Source organism: Rhizorhapis sp. SPR117 (assembly GCF_021742065.1).
Map to the genome: position 1 here is coordinate 1 of NZ_JAKKIE010000009.1, position 19678 is coordinate 19678.

Genomic DNA, 19678 nt, shown 5'->3' on the forward strand with positions numbered 1-19678 from the left:
ACCAATGGGTGTTCAATGACTTCACAACGTTCAGCATCCGGGAAAATCCAATCCCCACTGGACAAACATCATAGGAGCAATAATGATGCGCAGTTCCGGCAAAAGCGATCCGCACGCACGCCTGATGCGCGCACTCCTCGATATGGCGGGAGAAGGAAGCGAGATTCTCCGGTCCACCAGTTGTCCATGGGCAAGCGCAACCTTCACCGGGGCGCAACATCTCGCGGACTTGCGCTATATAGGACCGCAGGCCCATGATCGCGCCGATAAGCTGGCCAAGGGCCTGCCCGAAGCGGAATTTGCCATTCCTGGCCATATCGTCGCTGATCTATCGATAGAAAGCCGCGATCTCGGCCCGGATGAGGCGCATATGCAACTCGCCATCCTGACGGTCGAGGATTGGTAGTAAAGCTGGCTCACGCCGCGCGGGCGGTCATTTTCCGCAACGTGCCCAATGCCGCGCGCAGCGCTTCATCAACTTCTGCGTCGATACCCGTGGGCGTCGGTTCGGCAGCAATATGCGCCGGTTCCGCCCAGGTCGCCTGTCCGTCGGCTTCCGCTTCCCGCGCTCTTTTCGCAGCGACCGCATCGGCGATCAACGCGCGCCGGCGATCCATGCCCTCTTCAAGACGGTCGACCATATCGGTAATGCCCAGCGATACAAAATCGACAGGATCAGCCACATGGTTTTTGACATATGGAGGCGGCGATAGGGGTTCCATCGTCATGGATGCGTCGAGTTCAAGTTCCTGCAACTCGACCTCGTCAGGACGTTCAGCCGATTTCACGGGCAATTCCGACTCTGCCAGCGATGGAAGTCCGTCAAGATCGCTGTTCATGAATATCGGGCGGCGCGGCGGTGCCTCGCTATGCGAATCGGCACGGTTGAAGAAGGGGCCGGTGTCCTCATCCTCATAGCCGATCTCATAGCCAAGCTGGATCAATGGCGCTCCACGCCGTCGCAACCGCATCGTCAGCACTTGAAGCCCCAGGGCAATCGCCATGACACCGACACCCGATGCGAATGCAAGGATCAGACGCGCCTTTTCACCCAATGGCGGAACCGCAGTCGAAATTACGCCGGAAATGCCCGAAGATGCGACGACTTTTTCAATCAGCCCGATGGGTGTGAACATGACCACGGCGGCGACAACGCCACCTGCCATGATCGCCACGACCGCACCGGCGGACGAACCGCGCTTTTTCCCAATCCGAATTGCCATGCTATTCTCCTACCGTCAGGCCGCTTTCGCCGCCGGAGCGGTTGCAAGAAGCCGTTGGTAAACCGGTTCGTAACGCGAAATGTTTGACGACCAGTTACGATCGCGTTCGACAAAGGCACGCGCCGTCCGCCGCCTTTCATCCCACATGCCTCGATTATCCAGCAAATTGGCCAGCGCATCAGCCATGGCCCATGGCTCACCGGGCGGAAACAATGTGCCGGTGACGCCATCCTCAATCAGTTCACGATGCCCGCCGACGCTGGATGCTGCCACCAGCCGTCCCTGCGCCATAGCTTCCAGCGGTTTCAGCGGCGTCACCAGTTCGGTCAGGCGCATCGCCTTGCGCGGATAAGCGAGAATGTCGATCAGGCTGTAATATTTCTCCACTTCGTCATGCGGCACCTGGCCAGCAAAGACGATATGGGCAGCAACCGGCGATGCGGCGGCTTGGGCGCGCAAGACGGATTCCCTCGGCCCGCCACCGACCAGCAGCAATTTCGCTCTGGGTCGCCGGGTCAGCAACACCGGCATGGCGGCGATCAGATCGTCCAGCCCCTCATAATCGTAAAAGCTGCCGATAAAGCCGATGACATCCGCGTTATCAAGGCCCAGATGCGTTCGCAATACAGGGTCCGGCGGCACTGGCGCACCGAACATATCCATGTCGACACCATTGGGCGACACAATGATCTTGTCCGCGGCAACACCCCGCGCAAGCAGGTCCTGCTTCAAGCCGTCGCAGATCACCGCCACGGCGTCAGCAGCACGCACGGCGCGGCTTTCCAACTGGCGCGTCAGCCAATAGCGAGCCGACCCTTCTGTCCCGGTGCCATTGCCAACTGCCGCATCCTCCCAGAATGCTCGGATTTCATAAACAAGCGGCAAGTGATGCCGCTTTGCGACGCGCATGGCCGCCAGCGCATTCAACACCGGCGAATGAGCGTGCAACAGATCAGGCTTCCAACGCCGCACCACATCGTCCACTTTGCTGGCCAGTGCGCCGATTTCCCGCCATTCCCGTATCGGCGAGTGTCCAACGGCTTCCGCTCGCGTGCGGTGGAATGTCAGGCCATCGACGGTTTCCACGTCAGGTCCCTTCGCGGTGTGACGATTCCCGGTGACACCGGCAACGTCCCACCCCTTTACAATCTGTGCCTTCAATATCGCGCGCGTGCGAAAGGTGTAGCCGCTATGCATCGGCAGGCTGTGATCCAGTATGTGCAGAATGCGAGTCATTGTGCCCGGTCTTCGCACGGAAGGATTAACGCGACGTCAACCCCGTTGTTCTAGGGTTGGAACAGGGTTTGAGGCGAGAGGTCCATAACCTCTTTGCCGTCATTCCCGTGAAGGCGGGAATCCATCTCGCTTCGTCGCGTCAAGCGGATGGTTCAGGAGATGGGTTCCCGCCTTCGCGGGAATGACGAATTGTAAGGGGTAGAATGGTTTCGGGACATGATCGATAATTTCTCCCTGCTCGTCAGCCACGGCCTGATCCTGCTTGCCGCCTGGCGTCTGGTCTTCCGGCCCGATCTGGACGTCGAAGCGCCGCCGTCCAAAGCGGAAGCGCCTGTAACGCTATTCAGCCGCCCGTCAGTCCAAAAGGACGGCGACGATGCGTGATCTCGTCTTTGTTGCATTCCTTGCCGCATTCCTGGGACTGGGGTTCAAGCGGCCGTTCATCTTCGTCTTGGCTTATGCCTATATCGACATTGTTTCGCCCCAGCGCCTGTCCTATTTCCTGCTGAACAGCGTTCCGATTTCGCTGATCGCCTTTGCTCTGGCAGTGGTGGCGTGGTTTGCCGTCGATGACAAGCGCGACAGCCGCTTCACCTGGCGACAAGGCTTGATCCTGACGCTGCTTCTTTATTGCGGTCTCACCACTCTATACGCCGATTTCCCCATAGAGGCGCAGGCCAAATGGGATTGGGTATGGAAGGCGTTGGTCTTCGCCGCCTTCCTGCCGCTGACGCTGCGCACGAAATTGCGGATTGAGGCGCTCAGCCTTGTCATGGTGCTGTGCGCCAGTTCGATTATCATCACCGGCGGCATCAAGACGATGCTGTCGGGTGGCGGTTACGGCGTGTTGAACCTGATGGTCGATAATAACAGTGGCCTGTATGAAGGCAGCATCATTTCGACAGTCGCCATCTGCATCATTCCATTAATCCTGTATCTGTCGAAATGGAGCACCATCTTTCCCAGCGACTGGCGCGTGAAGCTGTTCGCCTGGGGCCTGTGCTTTGCCTGTCTGCTGATTCCTATCGGCACGGAAGCGCGCACCGGCCTTGTCTGCGCAGCATTCCTTATCCTGCTGTTCCTGCGTCATGCCAAACGGCGCGTCCTGTATGCTGCCTTGCTTGGCATTACGGGGTTGATGGCGATTCCCTTTTTACCGTCCAGCTTTACCAATCGCATGGACACGATCCAGAATTATCAAGCCGATCAATCCGCTTCGACCCGGATAGCCGTGTGGAAATGGACGTGGGAATATGTGCAGGAACATCCGCTGGGCGGCGGATTCGAAGCCTATCGCCAGAACACATTGCGCTATGACGCGAAAAAGGTGGAAGGCACTGGCGCGATTCAAGAGGTTGAGCGCGAAACCATCGTCGATGAAGGCCGCGCCTATCATAGCAGCTATTTCGAAATGCTGGGGGAACAGGGCTTTCCCGGCCTGATCCTCTGGCTGGTCCTGAATTTCGGGTGCGTTCTGCGCATGGAACTGGTGCGGCGCAAATATGAAAAGCGCACGGAACCGGATGTCCAGTGGGTCGCGCCCTATGCGCTCGCCATGCAACAGGGGCATCTGGTCTATCTGGTCGGATCGCTGTTCGTCGGCATCGCTTTTCAGCCGTTCGTCTTCATGCTGATCGCGCTGCAAATCGGCCTGGACAGCTATTTGCGCCGTCGCGAAAAGGAGGCCGCGTGGCAACCGCTCAGCGCAACGATCCGGGGGCTTACGACCAGGGCGGCGTGACGATTACGCCGCCACCCCGTCAAATTGCAGGCTGGCAAGGCGCGCATACAGGCCGCCCTTGCGCGTCAGATCGTCATGCCGCCCTTCCTCGACAATTCGTCCCGCATCCATCACCACAATCCTGTCGGCGGCGCGCACCGTGGCAAGGCGATGGGCGATGACGATCGTGGTGCGTTCCCGCATCAAACGGTCGAGCGCGTCCTGCACCAGTCGTTCGGATTCTGCATCCAGCGCGGATGTCGCCTCGTCCAACAGCAGGATCGGCGCATCGCGCAACAACGCGCGGGCGATGGCGACGCGCTGACGCTGGCCGCCGGACAGGCGCGCACCGTCTTCGCCCATGAATGTATCCAGCCCTTCCGGCAAGGCGCGCAGGAAATCTTCGGCATTGGCGGCGCGCGCCGCGGCCCAGATTTCTTCGTCGCCTGCGTCCCATTTGCCATAGCGCAGGTTGTCACGGGCCGATGCAGCAAAAATTACCATTTCCTGCGGCACCATCGCCATATGGGCGCGAATGTCGGCTGGATCGGCAAGCCGCAAGTCAATGCCATTGAGGCAAATCTTGCCCTCATCAGGATCGTAAAAACGCTGGGCAAGCTGCAGCAGCGTCGACTTTCCCGCGCCCGATGGACCAACCACAGCGACCGTTTCCCCCGGCTGGATATTCAGGGAGAAATCATCGAGCGCCTTGACTTCCCTTCGCGTGGGATAACGAAAGGTCACCCGGTCAAAGGTGATCTGTCCCCGTTCCGTATCGGGAATCGCAACCGGATTGGCAGGCGGCGCGATGCCGGGTTCTTCCATCAGCAATTCGCCCAGCCGCCCAGCCGCGCCCGCGCCGCGCAGCAAGTTGCCGTAGGTTTCAGTCAGGGCTCCAAAGGCGCCCGCGACCAACGCGCCGGTCAGCACGAAGGCGGCAATGGCGCCGCCCGACATCCGACCGGAGGCCACGTCCAGGGCACCCTGCCACATGATCATCGTGATCGATCCAAAAATGATGGCAATAACCACCGCCGTCATGAAAGACCGCATTACGATCCGCCGGCGGGCAATGCCGAATGCAGCCTCCACCGCCGTTGCAAATCGCCCCGCCTCGCGCTCTTCCTGTCCAAAGGCCTGGACGATCTTCATTGCGCCCAGCACTTCAGCAACGGTCGCCCCCACGTCGGCCACCCGATCCTGACTGGACCGTGACAACGCGCGCAGGCGACGACCAATAAGTACGATCGGCAGGATCACGACCGGGATACCCAGCAGCAGCATAGCCGTCAGCTTGGGCGCCAGCGTGAACAGATAGATAACCCCGCCGATACCCATCACCACATTGCGCAAGGCAACCGAAACAGTCGTTCCGACCACCTGTTCGATGATCGCCGTGTCCGCGGTCAGGCGCGAAGCGATTTCCGAGGGGCGATTCTCTTCGAAAAATGCCGGCGCGAGTCGCAACAGATTATGTTGCACCGCAGTCCGCATATCTGCGATGACGCGCTCCCCCAGCCAGGATACGAAATAAAAGCGCGCGGCTGTCGCCAACGCCAGAACGATCACGATCATCAACAGATAATGAAAATAAGGCGTAATATCCCCACCGCTGGCGGCAAAGCCTTTGTCGATCACCCGCTTGAAACCGCTGGGAATCGCCAGAGTCGCGCCCGAGGCCAGCAAAAGCGAAAATGCGGCACCGACAAGACGCCCGGGATAGCGAGCCGCATAGCGCCAGATCAGCTGCAAATTACCGATCTGACGCGTTTTGCCGTCAGCATTTACAGTCTGGGGCGAACCGCGTTTTTTTTCCATGAATTGCGCCCTAGCAGTCGCTTGGGCTCGCCTCAATCGGCTTTATGCTATACTGCAATGCACAACAGTCGTATATAAGGGCTGATGTCGCACGTTCGCTTCACAGGCGGCGGGGGAATATAAAAGGACCTTTGAATGCTTTACGACGCCTACGAAGTGCAGCGCAGCTTGCTGGCGGGGGCCAGCGCATTTGCAAATGCAAGCGTGGAATTGCTCAACAACCCTGCCAACCCTTTCGCCTATTTCGGCGGTGGCCCCGTCCTGGCATCGGCTTTGGACGTTTTTGCTCATGCCTCTGCACCGCGCGGCAAACCAAAATTCAATCTGCCATTTACCGAAATTGACGGAAAGCAGGTTCCCGTCACCGAAAAAATTGAATGCCGCAAGACGTTCGGCCAGCTGAAACATTTCATACGCGAAGGTGCTGATAAAGACCCCAAACTGCTCATCGTAGCGCCGATGTCCGGCCATTTCGCCACATTGCTGCGCGGCACGGTCGAACGGATGCTGCCGGGTCATGACGTATATATCACCGACTGGCGCGATGCCCGCGATGTACCCTTGTCGGAAGGCCACTTCGATCTGGATGATTATATCGATTATGTGATCGCGTTTCTGGAACATATCGGACCGGGCGCACATATGTTGGCAGTGTGCCAGCCTTCAGTGCCCTGCTATGCCGCAGCATGTGTTATGGCGGCGGACGCAAATCCGGCACGGCCCAAAACGCTCACCATGATGGGTGGTCCGATCGACACGCGCAAAGCACCAACAGTGGTCAACACCCTCGCGACGGAAAGGCCGCTTTCCTGGTTCGAATCGAACGTGGTGGCGACCGTGCCGTTCCAATATCCCGGCGCGGGGCGAAAAGTGTATCCCGGCTTCATGCAATTGGCGGGATTCATGAGCATGAACCTTGGCAATCACCTGAAAAGCCACTGGGAGATGTACAAACATCTGGTTGAAGGTGATGGCGAAAGTGCCGATGCGACCAAGGATTTCTATGATGAATATCGCTCGGTCTGCGACATGACCGCCGAATTCTACCTGCAAACCGTGCGAGAGGTGTTCCAGGAACATAGTCTGCCGCGCGGTAAATTTGACCATCGCGGCAAACGAATCGATCCTGGCGCGATCACCGACATCGGCATTCTCGCCATCGAAGGAGAGCGCGACGATATCTCCGGCGTCGGCCAAACCAAGGCAGCGATCACGATTTCAACCGGCCTGCCCGAAACGCACAAGAAATATTATCTGGCCGAAACCGTTGGCCATTATGGCATTTTCAACGGCGGAAAATGGCGCACCAAAATCGCACCAGTCGTGGAAGACTGGATTCGCCAGCATAATTGATATGTTCAGGCGACTGCGGCCAGATCGACCGCCACGGTTTCCTCTATCCAGCCGCCGCCCAGCACGCGCTCTCCATCATACAACACAGCCGCCTGCCCCGGTGCGACCCCATATTCGGTTGAACCGAAATGCAGCATATCCCCATCCAGGAGCGCGGGGACCGGTTTGGCAAGTGAGCGAACCTTGGCCTGACAGGGTCCGGTAAAGTCACCGCCAAGCCAGTTGATGTCCGCAATCCGAGCAGCCCGCACGGCCAGCGCCTGTCTGGGACCAACGATTACACGCTTTTGCGCAGGGTCGAGACGGATGACATAGAGCGGTTCGGGCTGACCGCCAATTTCCAGGCCCTTCCGCTGACCCACAGTATAGTGGATCATCCCCTTGTGCCTGCCCAGCAGGCGACCGTCGACATGGACGATTTCACCGCCGTCATCCGCGTCGGGACGCACCTTGCGCACGATTTTTGCATAGTCGCCATCGGGCACGAAACAGATGTCCTGGCTGTCGGGCTTCATCGCAACCGCGAGACCAAGCGACTGAGCGATTTCGCGCACTTGCGGCTTGGGCATGCCACCCAAAGGAAAGCGCAGATAATCAAGCTGGTCCTGCGTGGTGGCAAATAGAAAATAGCTCTGATCGCGCGCGGGATCAGCGGCGCGGTGCAGTTCCGCTCCGTTTGCACCTGTGACGCGCCGGACATAATGCCCAGTCGCAAGGCAGTCGGCACCCAGATCGCGGGCGAGCGTGAAAAGATCGGTGAACTTCACCCCCATATTGCATTTGACGCACGGGATAGGTGTACGGCCGGCCATATATTCGTTGGCAAAATCCTCTATCACCTGTTCACGAAAGCGGCTTTCATAGTCGAAAACATAATGGGCAATGCCCAATTTATCGGCGACAGCGCGCGCATCGCGGATGTCCTGTCCCGCACAGCAACTACCCGTGCGGCCGGTGGCAGCGCCATGATCATATAGCTGCAACGTGATCCCAATGGTTTCCGCACCCGTACGCGCCGCCAGCGCGGCGACGACGCTGCTATCGACACCGCCAGACATGGCAACGACGATGCGTCGGGCTTGCATCGGACCCTCAAGTTGGAAATCGGCTGTCATGATGGCGGTGCATATATGCGCTGTGACCGCTCCACGCCAGTCCCCCGGCATTAACGAAGATTTCAGTCAGGCTTAACAGGTTCTGACCGGCAGGTTTACGGAGCCTTATCCATTGTTCGCTACTGTCAGACTCATGGATATGAATTTTCCCCATCGACTCGAAGGCCTGACGGCCAATCCCATTTCGCTCTTGGGAAATAGTACGCCGGACCTCTCCATCTTGCTCGCCGTCGCATCGGCGCAGCAGGCGTCTTGCCCCACCGCACGCTTTATCGCTGCGGAAGCAGGACAGGTTCATTCCGATGAAGATTTCGTGGGAACCCTGACGCAGGTGTTCGCGCCGCAGAGTTTGGACAATATCAAGGCGGTCAGCCTGACGGGGTGTTTCAATCCGCTGATCGCAGGCAATTTAATGGTGGGGCAAAAATCATGAAGAGGCCGTTTACCGTGGCGCTTTAGCTGATGTTCAATGGTCGTGTGGCAAACACGTGATCACAGACATTTGCTTGGCACCGTTGCCGTGTTTTGAGGTGATAATGATCGAAAATCAAAAAATCCGCCCCGCTCAAGTCGTCGGTCCTCTTGGCGAACCGCTGACGCTTGATTCGCTTCCGCCGCCATCGACGACCCGCTGGGTCGTACGCCGCAAAGCTGAAGTCGTGGCTGCGGTGAATGGCGGTCTGTTGAGTGTCGATGAAGCCTGTGAGCGCTATAGTCTGACGCTGGAGGAATTTGCCGGCTGGCAACGCGCCGTCGATCGGTCAGGCATGCCGGGTCTGCGCGTAACCCGCATTCAACATTACAAATCCCTCTACGAACGCCAGCAAAAATACTGAAAATCTTGTAGCCTGACGGGTTAGAAAGCTTGAAAAACCGCCTTTTCCGCAATGGAATTGGCGGTTTTTCATTATATGCCTCGCATAATTATCGCTTCATTACGCATCGCTCCTGGAACGTTTTCGCACAATGTGCGCTTGTTACTCATGAATAAAACAGGAGACGCAGGATGAACTTGATACTTTGGTTGATCGTCGGCGGCCTCATTGGTTGGCTTGCCAGCATGCTCATGCGGACTGACGCACAGCAGGGCATTTTACTCAACATTGTCGTGGGCATTGTTGGGGCATTCCTCGCCGGACTGGTGACAGTTGGCGGGACGATAAACCGGGGCGATTTCAGCCTTTACTCGCTGATCGCATCCTTCCTGGGTGCCGTTGTCCTGCTGGCGATCGTCAATTTGGTCAGGCGTGGCAGAGTAAGGTAGAGGCGGCTAGCGCGGCTATCTTCGCCGTAGAATATTATAGACGATCAGGATCGTCGCGGCCCCAAGGGTCGCGGCGATCCACCCTGCGCGCTCATCCGGCCCGTATATACCGGCCAGACGCCCAACGAAGCCGGCCAGCAACGCGCCTGCTATTCCAAGCAAAATGGTTACGACACAGCCGCCGGGATCCTTGCCGCGCACGATCAGTTTGCCCAGCACTCCGGCCACCAGGCCCAGTCCCACCCAGATCAATATGTCCATTGCGATTCCCCGCCAGACTAGCGCTGGCTTTGAACATATTGTTTCACATATTGGGGCAAGCGCAAGCCTGCTGCGATGATCGCCCCAAATCGGGACAATTATTGGCAAATTTCTTGCATTCGTGCTCGCACGCGTGCATTTTCGCCTCGCCACATACCGGGTCGCACCACGGTCATATTTCTTTTGTGCAAGCTGCCTATCACCAGTTTGAACTTGAGAGTGGTGATATATTTATCTAATACAGCGTCCATTGACGGCGTCCCTTCTTTCCGCGGCGCGACATGATAAAGAGTGCGAACGAATGAATTACGAAACCCGATTTGCTGGCGAAGCGGGCGCGGATGTCGATCATGACACCGCCCGCCGTCGAAAGCGTTTGATCATCGCTTTTGCCGTTGCTGCTTTGCTGGCGGTGGCGGCCACAATCACAGCACTGAGATTCATGGGAAGCGGCGACACCGCGACGGATCAGGTGACCCAGGCACCTGTTGTCACCGTTATCGCACCCGGAGAACAAGCGGTCGATCGTGTCGTGAACGCGACGGGATCGCTCGCCGCCCGACGGGAAATGCCCGTGGGCGTCGTGGGCGAAGGCGGCATGGTTGCGCGGGTTTTGGTGGAACCGGGCGATTGGGTGAAGGCGGGAGCGCCGCTGGCCGTCATCGAACGGTCAGTCCAGACACAGGAAGCACGTGCTCTTGCCGCGCAAGTGGAGGTCGCACGTGCCGATGCGCGCTTGGCTGATGCAGAACTTGAACGTGCGCAGGCGTTGGTGGCGCGCGGTTTCATTTCCAAGGCGGACATCGATCGCAAGACGGCAACGCGCGATGCAGCGCGGGCGCGGGTCAATGTGGCACTGGCACAGTTGCGCGAAGCGAACGCCCGCACCGGCCGACTGGACATTCGTGCGCCCGCCGCCGGACTGGTCCTGACCCGTAATGTGGAGCCGGGTCAGGTAGTGGGCCCGAGCAGCGGCATACTCTTTCGCCTTGCCAAGGGTGGCCAGATGGAATTGCTGGCGCGGGTAAGTGAAGACGATCTCGCCCGTGTATCGCCCGGCATGGAAAGTCGGGTAACGCCCGTTGGTTCCGATCGGACCTTTACCGGACAGGTGTGGCAGGTTTCACCCGTCATCGATCCGCAAAGCCGGCTGGGCATGGCCCGCATCGCGCTGAATTACGACAAGGCGCTTCGACCAGGCGGCTTTGCCTCGGCGCGCATTATCAGCGGTTCGACACAGTCTCCATTGTTGCCAGAATCAGCTGTCCAAAGCGATGACGAAGGCAATTATGTCTATATCATCGACCAGAAGAACATGGCGGTGCGGCGCCGCGTCGAAGTCGGTCAGGTCTCTAGTGAGGGTGTGGCCATCACCAAGGGTCTGACTGGCCGCGAAAAGGTGGTTCTGTCGGCAGGGGCGTTCCTCAATCCCGGGCAAAAAGTCCGTCCGGAACTGCAGAAGGCAGCCCGATAGGGTCTGAAGGGACAGCGACGTGAATTTCCGCAACATCTCCGCTTGGTCGATTCGCAACCCGATCGTTCCGCTGGTCCTTTTCATCGCGTTGCTGATGGCCGGGGTCGTCAGCTTCATGCGGATGGACATCAACAATAATCCTGACATCAGCTTTCCGGCAGTACGAGTCATTGTAAACCAGCCGGGCGCCGCGCCGTCGGAACTGGAAACCCAGGTCACTCAGCGGGTTGAAGCGGCGATACGGGGCGTCAACGGCGTCGATGAGATTACGTCCTTTGCCAGCGAAGGGCAAAGCCGGACCTTTGTCCAGTTTGCAATCGGCACGCCTGTTGATCGCGCGCTGAATGATGTGCGCAATGCGGTATCGCAGATTCGCAGCGATCTGCCCGATGGCATATTGGAACCGGAAGTGTTGCGCGTCGACATCGACGGCGGCCCGATAGCCTATATCAGCGCCGAAGCCACCGATATGACGCTGGAGGAACTGAGCTGGTATGTCGACAATACCGTTGCCAAGCGATTATTGTCGATCGAGGGCATGGCAGCTGCTTCACGAAACGGCGGCGTCAGCCGTGAAATTCGCGTTATCCTGGACCCTGCCAGAATGCAGGCGCAAGGGATTACTGCGGCCGAAGTCAACCAGCAACTCCGTCAGGTGAACCTGAACGCCACGGGGGGCCGCACAGAAATTGCAGGAGCCGAACAAGCCGTGCGCGTCCTGGGCAATGCACAGGATGCCTATCAGTTGGGACAAACCCAGATCGCCATCGGCAACGGTCGCATGGTGCGCCTTGCCGACATTGCCGACGTGCGCGACATGTATGCCGAACAGCGTTCATTGGCGTTGATGAACGGGCGCCAGGTGACCAGCATCGCACTGGAAAAGTCCAAGGGGTCATCCGACGTCACTGTCTATGATCAGGCAGTCAAGGAACTGGAAAAGCTTGAGAAGGAAAATCCGAAAGTCCATTTCAGGCAACTGTTCACCAGTGTCGATTACACCAAAGGGCAATATCACAGCGCCATGGCGGCCATGATCGAAGGTGCGATTCTGGCAGTGATCGTCGTCTTCCTGTTTCTGCGCGACTGGCGTGCGACCATCATTTCCGCGCTGGCGATTCCGCTGTCGGCGATCCCCGCTTTTTGGTTCATGGACATGATGGATTTCACGCTGAACAGCATCAGCCTGTTGGCGCTGAGCCTGGTGGCGGGCGTATTGGTGGACGACGCAATCGTGGAGATCGAGAATATTGTCCGACACATGCGCATGGGCAAATCGGCCTATCAGGCATCCATCGACGCTGCCGACGAGATTGGTCTTGCCGTGCTGGCGACCACGATGGCGATCGTTGCGGTTTTCCTGCCAGTCGCATTGATGCCGGGCATATCGGGGCAATTCTTCATCCAGTTCGGTATGACCGTTGTCGTCGCGGTGCTGATGAGCCTGGCCGTCGCCCGCATGATTACACCGATGGTTGCGGCATATTTCCTGAAAGCGAAAGGCCATGCCAGCCATGGCGAAGGTCCGCTGATGGACCGTTATATCGAGATTCTTCGCTGGACACTGCATAACCGCTGGAAAACGGTATTGCTGGGCGGCGGCGGCGCGTTAGCAGCCACGATTCTGGCCTTCTACACCTTGCCTTTCCAGTTCCAGCCGAGCATCGATACCGATTACAGCCAGGTCAAAATTGAAATGGTGCCGGGCAGCACATTGGAACAGACGAGCCAGGTGACGCAAAAAGTCGCCGATATGTTAGGCGAGTCCGCTACTGTTGATGCCGCATTCTCCTCTGTCAAACCTGCTGATGCAACTATTTACCTGACACTGAAGAAGGATCGCAAGCAATCCAGCGTTGAGTGGGAACGCGAGATGGCGCCCAAGCTGCTCAACATCGCGGACGCGCGGGTCAACTTCAAATCGCAATCCGGCGGCGATTTCAGCGGGCGCGACATCACGATCATGCTGGGTGGCGATGATCCGGAACTTCTGGATCGGACGGCGCAGCAACTGGTCAAGGAAATGCAGGGCGTGAAGGAAATTCGTGCGCCGCGCCTGGATGGCGATTTGCAACGACCCGAAATCCTGATCCGCCCCCATATGGATCTGGCCGCCGATCTGGGCGTGACAACGGCTGCGCTGAGCCAAACCATCCGGATCGCCACCATCGGCGATATCGACCAGAACAGTGCGAAATTCTCCTTGTCCGACCGCCAAATTCCCATTCGCGTGTCGATTGCCGAGGAAAGCCGAAAGAATCTGGCAAATATCCAGAATCTTCCTGTGCCCACATCGTCGGGAGGTTCAGTGCCTCTGAAAGCTGTTGCCGACGTGGAATTCGGGGCAGGCCCGACGGAAATCCGCCGCTATAATCAGGTCCGGCGCGTTGTCGTCGGCGTCGACCTTGCCCCCGGCGTGGTGAACAGTGAGGCGATGGCCCGGATCAATGCGCTACCAGTTTTCAAAAACTTGCCCCAGGGCGTCCGCAGGATTGAGATTGGCGATGCCAAATGGCAGGCGGAGCTGATCCAGAATTTTGTCACCGCTGTAATTTCGGGCATATTGCTGGTCTTTGCGGTGTTGATCCTGCTCTACAAGCGGATATTGCCCCCGTTCGTTAACCTTGGCTCCCTCATGCTCGCCCCATTGGGTGGGGCGCTCGCGCTGCACCTCACGGGACAACCGATTTCAATGCCCGTGCTCATCGGCCTGCTGATGCTATTGGGTATTGTGCAGAAAAATTCGATCCTGCTGGTGGATTTCTCGTTGGAGGAAATGGACAAGGGTGTCGCCAAATTCGACGCCATCGTCGATGCCGGTCACAAGCGTGCCCAGCCCATCGTCATGACCACGGTTGCGATGGTCGCGGGGATGATTCCCACGGCGATCTCGCTGACAGGTGACAGCGCCTGGCGTGCGCCGATGGGCATTACGGTCATCGGGGGATTGCTGCTGTCGACGTTGCTTACTCTACTGATCGTGCCGGCAGGCTTCAGCCTTGCGATCGAAATAGAAGAGTGGATCGGCCCACATCTGCGCAAGCGGCTATTGACGTTCAAGCCGGGGGACGATCAGGCGCCGGTCGGAACCACACAGCCTGCCGAGTAAACGGGAAAGCATTCCGGGTTGGTCGAACGTCCAACCCGGAAATCACAGCATTCGCTTTAACGTGCGATCCCGCCTGCCGCCAACACCGCGAGTGTGACGAGTTCCGAAGCGGTAGAGCCCATGGTGGCGATCTGAACCGGCTTTTCCATGCCGACCAGCATGGGTCCAATGATCGCATCGCCGCCCAGCTCACGCAGCAACTTGGCCGAAAGATTGGCTGATTGCAGGCCAGGCATCACCAGCACATTGGCGGGGCCGGACAGGCGACTGAAAGGATATTTCTTCATCACGTTGGGGTTGAGCGCCGCGTCAGGCGCCATTTCGCCCTCATATTCGAAACTTACCCCACGCTCATCGAGCAGGGCGACGGCATCGCGGATATTGTCCAGCCACTGACCGGCCGGATTGCCAAAGGTCGAATAGGACAGGAAGGCGACACGCGGTTCATGCCCCATGCGCCGCGCCACAGCGGCTGTCCCTTCGGCTATGTCTGCCAGTTCAGAAGCGCTGGGTCGTTCATGGACGGTCGTGTCGGCCATGAACACCGTGTGCGTCTGACCCACAAGGACGTGGATACCAAAGGATGTCTGCCCTTCCCGCGCGTCCAGAACCTTGCGGACCTCGCGCATGGATTGGGCATAGGTGCGGGTAACGCCGGTGATCATCACATCCGCTTCGTCAAGTTGCAACAACAGCGCACCGAAGATGTTGCGATCGCGGTTGACCATCCGCTCACAATCGCGCCGCAGGAAACCACGACGCTGCAATCGTGCGTAAAGCATATCGACCATCTTGGGCACCAGTGGCGAATTAACGCTGTTATGCACTTCAAAGCTCTGCGGATCGGCCACGCCCAGCGCCGCCAGCCGATCATAGACGTCATTGCGCCCGACCAGCACCGGCACACCATAGCCGCCATCGCGGAACTGGATCGCGGCACGCAGCACCACCTCCTCTTCCGCTTCGGCAAAGACGACCCGTTTGGGTTCGGCCCGCGCACTGTCATAGGCGAGGGTCAACGCCGAAGTGGTGGGGTTGAGGCGAGCCTTCAGGCTTTGGCGATAGGCCGCCATGTTTTCGATCGGCTTTTGCGCGACGCCACTGTCCATGGCGGCTTGCGCCACGGCAGCCGGTACGATTTCCATCAGGCGCGGATCGAAAGGCGAAGGAATGATGTATTCCGGCCCGAATGTGTGCAGCAGGCCGCCATAAGCACTCGCCACTTCTTCGGGCACCTGCTGGCGCGCGAGCTCGGCAATCGCCTGCGCCGCCGCGATCTTCATTTCCTCATTGATCGTTGTTGCCCGCACATCGAGCGCACCACGAAAAATAAAGGGGAAGCACAGCACATTGTTGACCTGATTGGGATAGTCCGACCGCCCCGTCGCAATGATCGCGTCGGGGCGTGCCGCTTTCGCATCAGGTGGGGAGATTTCGGGATCGGGATTGGCCATGGCGAAAATGATCGGCTTTGCCCCCATGTCCTTCACCATTTCGGGCTTAAGCGCCCCGGCTGCAGACAATCCGAGGAAGATGTCCGCACCCCGAAGCGCTTCTTCCAGCGTTCGGGCATCGGTTCGTGCGGCATGGGCGGACTTCCACTGATCCATGCCCTCGGCGCGGCCCTGATAGATGACGCCCTTGCGGTCGCACATGATGACGTTGTCGTGCTGCACACCCATCGCTTTGATGAGTTCAGTGCACGCGATCGCCGCCGCGCCCGCGCCGTTGACCACGATACGAACGTCGGCAAGCTCGCGCCCGGTCAGATAGCAGGCATTGATAATACCCGCCGCGCTGATAATCGCGGTGCCATGTTGATCGTCATGGAAGACAGGAATGTTCATTCGCTCGCGCAACGTCTGTTCGATGATGAAGCATTCTGGTGCCTTGATGTCTTCCAGATTGATGCCGCCAAAGCTCGGCTCCATCAGTTCAACCGCATTGATAAAGGCGTCGACATCCTCTGTCTTGAGCTCAATATCGATGGAATCGACATCGGCGAAACGCTTGAACAGCACCGCCTTGCCTTCCATCACCGGTTTGGACGCCAGCGCCCCCAGATTACCGAGGCCAAGAATCGCCGTACCATTGGAAATGACTGCAACCAGATTGCCCTTGGCCGTATAGTCGTAGGCTTTCGACGGATCTTCGGCAATGGCGCGGACGGGGACTGCAACACCGGGCGAATAGGCAAGGCTCAGGTCCCGCTGCGTCGCCATCGGCTTTGACGCAATGATTTCGATCTTCCCCGGCCGTCCATGCGAATGGAATAGCAGCGCCTCGCGCTCGGAAAATTCGACATTGGACTTATCGCTCATTCATGAACCCCGCATCATTTCCATTTACCGCATGACCTTTTCGAATGCCGTAAGAGCGAAACGCCATCAGGACAAGTCGATGCCATGAATTTCTACCCTCTTTCCTGTCCACGCCTCCTCGGCTATCGCTTTGGCCGATGAACAAGGTTGCAAGCTCGGAAAAATCGTCAAAGCCATCCGGCCCTGTCACGCCCATGATGGTGCAATATTTCGAATTGAAGGCGGAAGCCGGAGATTGTCTGCTTTTTTACCGTATGGGCGACTTTTTCGAACTGTTTTTTGACGACGCGAAACAGGCTGCCGCAACACTGGACATTGCCCTCACATCCCGTGGTGAACATGACGGGAAACCGATACCCATGTGCGGCGTGCCGGTCCATGCGGCGGAAAATTACCTCGCCCGCCTGATCCGCGCCGGCCACCGCGTCGCCATTGCCGAACAGACCGAAAGCCCCGCTCAGGCAAAGGCACGCGGCGGAAAGGCGCTCGTGCGTCGCGCAATTGTCCGATACGTGACGGCGGGGACGCTGACCGAAGACAGCCTGCTTGATGCACGCAGCGACAATATGCTGGTGGCGATTGGCGCCGCGGGTGGACAGATGGCGCTGGCCGCCGCTGACATTTCGACCGGACGATTTGAAGCACTTTGCGTCGAGGAGCAGAATCTGCAAGCCGAACTGGCGCGGCTCTGCGCGTCGGAAATCGTGGCGGCCGATGATCTGGTGCTTGATCTGTCCGATGTCCACGCCTTCGATCGCGGGGCCTTTGACAGCAGCCGGGCAGAGACGCAGTTGAAGAAGCTGTTCGGTGTCGCAACGCTGGACGGGTTCGGGCAGTTTTCCCGCGCCGAACTCGCGGCAATGGGCGGACTCATCGCCTATCTCGACCATGCGGGCAAGGGCAGACTTCCCTTCCTGCAACCGCCGGTACAGCGTCATGCGGCCATGCATTTGATGATCGATGCGGCCACGCGTGAAAGCCTGGAGATCGCACAGACAATGGCAGGGGCACGGGCCGGCAGCCTGCTGGGGACCATCGACCGGACGGTAACCGGAGCGGGCGCGCGATTATTGGGTACGGATCTGTCCGCGCCCCTGATGGACAAGCAAGCCATCGAGCAAAGGCTGGCGCTGGTCGGCTGGTTTCATGACGACAGCAATATGCGCGACTTTGTGCGCGGAGCATTGAAGGCCCTGCCCGACATTGGTCGCGCGCTGGGGCGCATTGCCATCGGACGCGGCAGCCCGCGCGATCTGGGTCAGCTACGTGATGGCCTGAATGAAGCGCGGCTGCTGCGTGAACGGCTGGGACGGCTGCCCGAACCGCCTGAATTGCTGGCACAACTGCTGCCCCACCTCGATGGTCATGGCACGCTGGTCGATCAGCTCAGCCGCGCTTTGGTGCCCAGTCCGCCGACCGAAACAGCACAGGGCGGCTATATTGCCGACGGCTATGACGCGGCACTTGACGACCTGAGGCGAATGGCGGGCGATGGTCGACGCGCCATTGCCGCGCTGGAAGCAAAATATCGGGACCAGACAGGCATCGCTTCCCTGAAAATCCGGCACAATGCAGTGCTCGGCTATCATGTCGAAGTCCCCGCACGTCATGGCGACACCCTGATGGCGCAAGACAGCGGCTTTGCCCATCAGCAAACCCTGGCTGGCGTGGTGCGGTTCAATTCTCCCGACCTGCATGAAGAGGCGATGCGCGTGGCGCAGGCTGGCGCGCACGCCCTTGCCGCCGAAGCCGCGTACCTCGAAGAGTTGATCGAGGCGGCGTTGGCCTGCAAAGCCGAAATCTCTCGCGCCGCCGATGCGCTGGCGCGGATCGATGTCAGTGCCGCACTCGCCGAACGCGCGGCCGAAGGCGGCTGGTGTCGCCCGCAGTTCATGGACACGCAATGTCTCGACATACAGGGTGGCCGCCATCCGGTCGTGGAAGCGGCGCTGGCAAAGGAAGGCGTGCCCTTTATCGCCAATGATTGCACATTGGAAACGCAAAGCCGCCTGTGGCTGGTGACTGGTCCCAACATGGGCGGCAAGTCCACTTTTCTACGCCAAAATGCATTGATCATCATTCTGGCGCAGGCAGGAAGTTTCGTGCCTGCCGCCTCCGCGCGCCTCAATATGGTCGATCGTCTGTTCAGCCGTGTCGGTGCATCGGACAATCTGGCACGCGGGCGATCCACCTTCATGGTCGAAATGGTGGAAACTGCCGCGATTTTGTCGCAGGCGACCGAACACAGCTTCGTCATTCTGGACGAGGTGGGACGCGGCACGTCAACCTATGACGGGCTCGCGCTCGCATGGGCCGTGGTAGAGGCGGTACATGAGGTCAATCGCTGCCGGTGCCTGTTCGCCACCCATTATCATGAACTGACACGCCTTGCCGAAAAGCTCGACGCGCTGTCACTCCACCACGTCCGTGCCCGCGAATGGAAGGGCGACCTTGTCCTGCTGCACGAATTGGCTCAGGGACCCGCCGACCGCAGCTACGGTCTTGCCGTTGCGCGCCTGGCCGGACTGCCTGCCGCAGTCCTTTCCCGCGCAAAGGACGTGCTGGCCCGGCTGGAGGAAGGTAAAGCGAAAACGGGCGGTATCGCTGCCGGGCTGGACGATCTGCCTCTGTTCGCGGCGATAGCGCAACCCGCAGAGGATAAAAAGGATCCTCTGCGGGACGCCCTTCATGCCGTCGATGCGGATGCTCTTAGTCCCAGAGAGGCGCTTGACGTCATTTATCGCCTCAAGCAACTGGCCAATGCCGATGATAATCCCTAGCTAG

16 protein-coding genes are annotated in these 19678 nt (G+C 58.8%); 10 read left to right on the forward strand and 6 right to left on the reverse strand.

Annotation, left to right across the window (positions count from 1 at the left end; all coding sequences use genetic code 11):
* Positions 1-82: 82 nt before the first annotated feature.
* Positions 83-406, forward strand: coding sequence for a hypothetical protein (locus tag L3X40_RS05340; RefSeq protein ID WP_237364729.1), 324 nt, complete (start codon positions 83-85; stop codon positions 404-406).
* A gap of 10 nt (positions 407-416) precedes the next feature.
* Here L3X40_RS05340 and L3X40_RS05345 read toward each other — a convergent pair whose 3' ends face one another.
* Together L3X40_RS05345 and L3X40_RS05350 are read right to left on the reverse strand one after the other, a co-directional pair.
* Positions 417-1223 (reverse strand): hypothetical protein, encoded by an 807-nt coding sequence (locus L3X40_RS05345; RefSeq protein ID WP_237364730.1) that lies wholly within the window; start codon positions 1221-1223, stop codon positions 417-419.
* Between the two features lie 15 nt (positions 1224-1238).
* Positions 1239-2459 carry a TIGR04063 family PEP-CTERM/XrtA system glycosyltransferase gene (locus L3X40_RS05350; RefSeq protein WP_237364731.1) on the reverse strand — a complete coding sequence of 407 codons (1221 nt, stop codon included), beginning with the start codon at positions 2457-2459 and terminating at the stop codon, positions 1239-1241.
* Between the two features lie 216 nt (positions 2460-2675).
* Between L3X40_RS05350 and L3X40_RS05355 the strand changes: the two genes are divergently transcribed.
* Both L3X40_RS05355 and L3X40_RS05360 read left to right on the forward strand, forming a co-directional pair.
* A complete protein-coding gene (locus tag L3X40_RS05355; protein ID WP_237364732.1) occupies positions 2676-2843 on the forward strand; it encodes a hypothetical protein in 168 nt (55 codons plus the stop codon).
* Positions 2836-4200 (forward strand): putative O-glycosylation ligase, exosortase A system-associated, encoded by a 1365-nt coding sequence (locus tag L3X40_RS05360; RefSeq protein WP_237364733.1) that lies wholly within the window; start codon positions 2836-2838, stop codon positions 4198-4200. Before L3X40_RS05355 ends, L3X40_RS05360 begins: the two co-directional genes overlap by 8 nt.
* Positions 4201-4203: 3 nt before the next feature.
* Here the strand turns inward: L3X40_RS05360 and L3X40_RS05365 are convergent, their stop codons facing one another.
* Positions 4204-5997, reverse strand: a complete 1794-nt coding sequence (locus tag L3X40_RS05365) for an ABC transporter transmembrane domain-containing protein (RefSeq protein WP_237364734.1) — start codon at positions 5995-5997, stop codon at positions 4204-4206.
* Between the two features lie 135 nt (positions 5998-6132).
* Between L3X40_RS05365 and L3X40_RS05370 the strand changes: the two genes are divergently transcribed.
* Positions 6133-7350 carry a polyhydroxyalkanoate depolymerase gene (locus L3X40_RS05370; protein ID WP_237364735.1) on the forward strand — a complete coding sequence of 406 codons (1218 nt, stop codon included), beginning with the start codon at positions 6133-6135 and terminating at the stop codon, positions 7348-7350.
* Between the two features lie 5 nt (positions 7351-7355).
* On the opposite strand, the gene mnmA is transcribed toward L3X40_RS05370, so the two are convergent.
* On the reverse strand, positions 7356-8465 hold the full coding sequence (gene mnmA, locus L3X40_RS05375; RefSeq protein WP_237364736.1) for a tRNA 2-thiouridine(34) synthase MnmA: 1110 nt from the start codon (positions 8463-8465) through the stop codon (positions 7356-7358).
* Positions 8466-8598: 133 nt separating this feature from the next.
* Between mnmA and L3X40_RS05380 the strand changes: the two genes are divergently transcribed.
* From L3X40_RS05380 to L3X40_RS05390, 3 genes are all read left to right on the forward strand, one after another.
* The gene (locus L3X40_RS05380; protein ID WP_237364737.1) at positions 8599-8898 is read left to right on the forward strand and encodes a hypothetical protein; all 300 of its coding nucleotides are present in this window, start codon (positions 8599-8601) and stop codon (positions 8896-8898) included.
* A 103-nt stretch (positions 8899-9001) separates the two neighbouring features.
* Positions 9002-9301, forward strand: coding sequence for a CtrA inhibitor SciP (sciP, locus tag L3X40_RS05385; protein WP_237364738.1), 300 nt, complete (start codon positions 9002-9004; stop codon positions 9299-9301).
* Positions 9302-9471: 170 nt separating this feature from the next.
* On the forward strand, positions 9472-9729 hold the full coding sequence (locus tag L3X40_RS05390; protein WP_237364739.1) for a GlsB/YeaQ/YmgE family stress response membrane protein: 258 nt from the start codon (positions 9472-9474) through the stop codon (positions 9727-9729).
* A 15-nt stretch (positions 9730-9744) separates the two neighbouring features.
* On the opposite strand, the gene L3X40_RS05395 is transcribed toward L3X40_RS05390, so the two are convergent.
* Complete coding sequence (locus L3X40_RS05395; RefSeq protein WP_237364740.1) at positions 9745-9990, reverse strand: GlsB/YeaQ/YmgE family stress response membrane protein; 246 nt, start codon at positions 9988-9990, stop codon at positions 9745-9747.
* 301 nt (positions 9991-10291) lie between these two features.
* Between L3X40_RS05395 and L3X40_RS05400 the strand changes: the two genes are divergently transcribed.
* Both L3X40_RS05400 and L3X40_RS05405 read left to right on the forward strand, forming a co-directional pair.
* Complete coding sequence (locus L3X40_RS05400; protein ID WP_237364741.1) at positions 10292-11464, forward strand: efflux RND transporter periplasmic adaptor subunit; 1173 nt, start codon at positions 10292-10294, stop codon at positions 11462-11464.
* 19 nt (positions 11465-11483) lie between these two features.
* Positions 11484-14573 carry an efflux RND transporter permease subunit gene (locus L3X40_RS05405; protein WP_237364742.1) on the forward strand — a complete coding sequence of 1030 codons (3090 nt, stop codon included), beginning with the start codon at positions 11484-11486 and terminating at the stop codon, positions 14571-14573.
* Positions 14574-14629: 56 nt separating this feature from the next.
* Here the strand turns inward: L3X40_RS05405 and L3X40_RS05410 are convergent, their stop codons facing one another.
* Complete coding sequence (locus tag L3X40_RS05410) at positions 14630-16894, reverse strand: NADP-dependent malic enzyme (RefSeq protein ID WP_237364743.1); 2265 nt, start codon at positions 16892-16894, stop codon at positions 14630-14632.
* A 137-nt stretch (positions 16895-17031) separates the two neighbouring features.
* Between L3X40_RS05410 and mutS the strand changes: the two genes are divergently transcribed.
* On the forward strand, positions 17032-19674 hold the full coding sequence (gene mutS, locus L3X40_RS05415; RefSeq protein WP_237364744.1) for a DNA mismatch repair protein MutS: 2643 nt from the start codon (positions 17032-17034) through the stop codon (positions 19672-19674).
* Positions 19675-19678 lie beyond the last annotated feature (4 nt).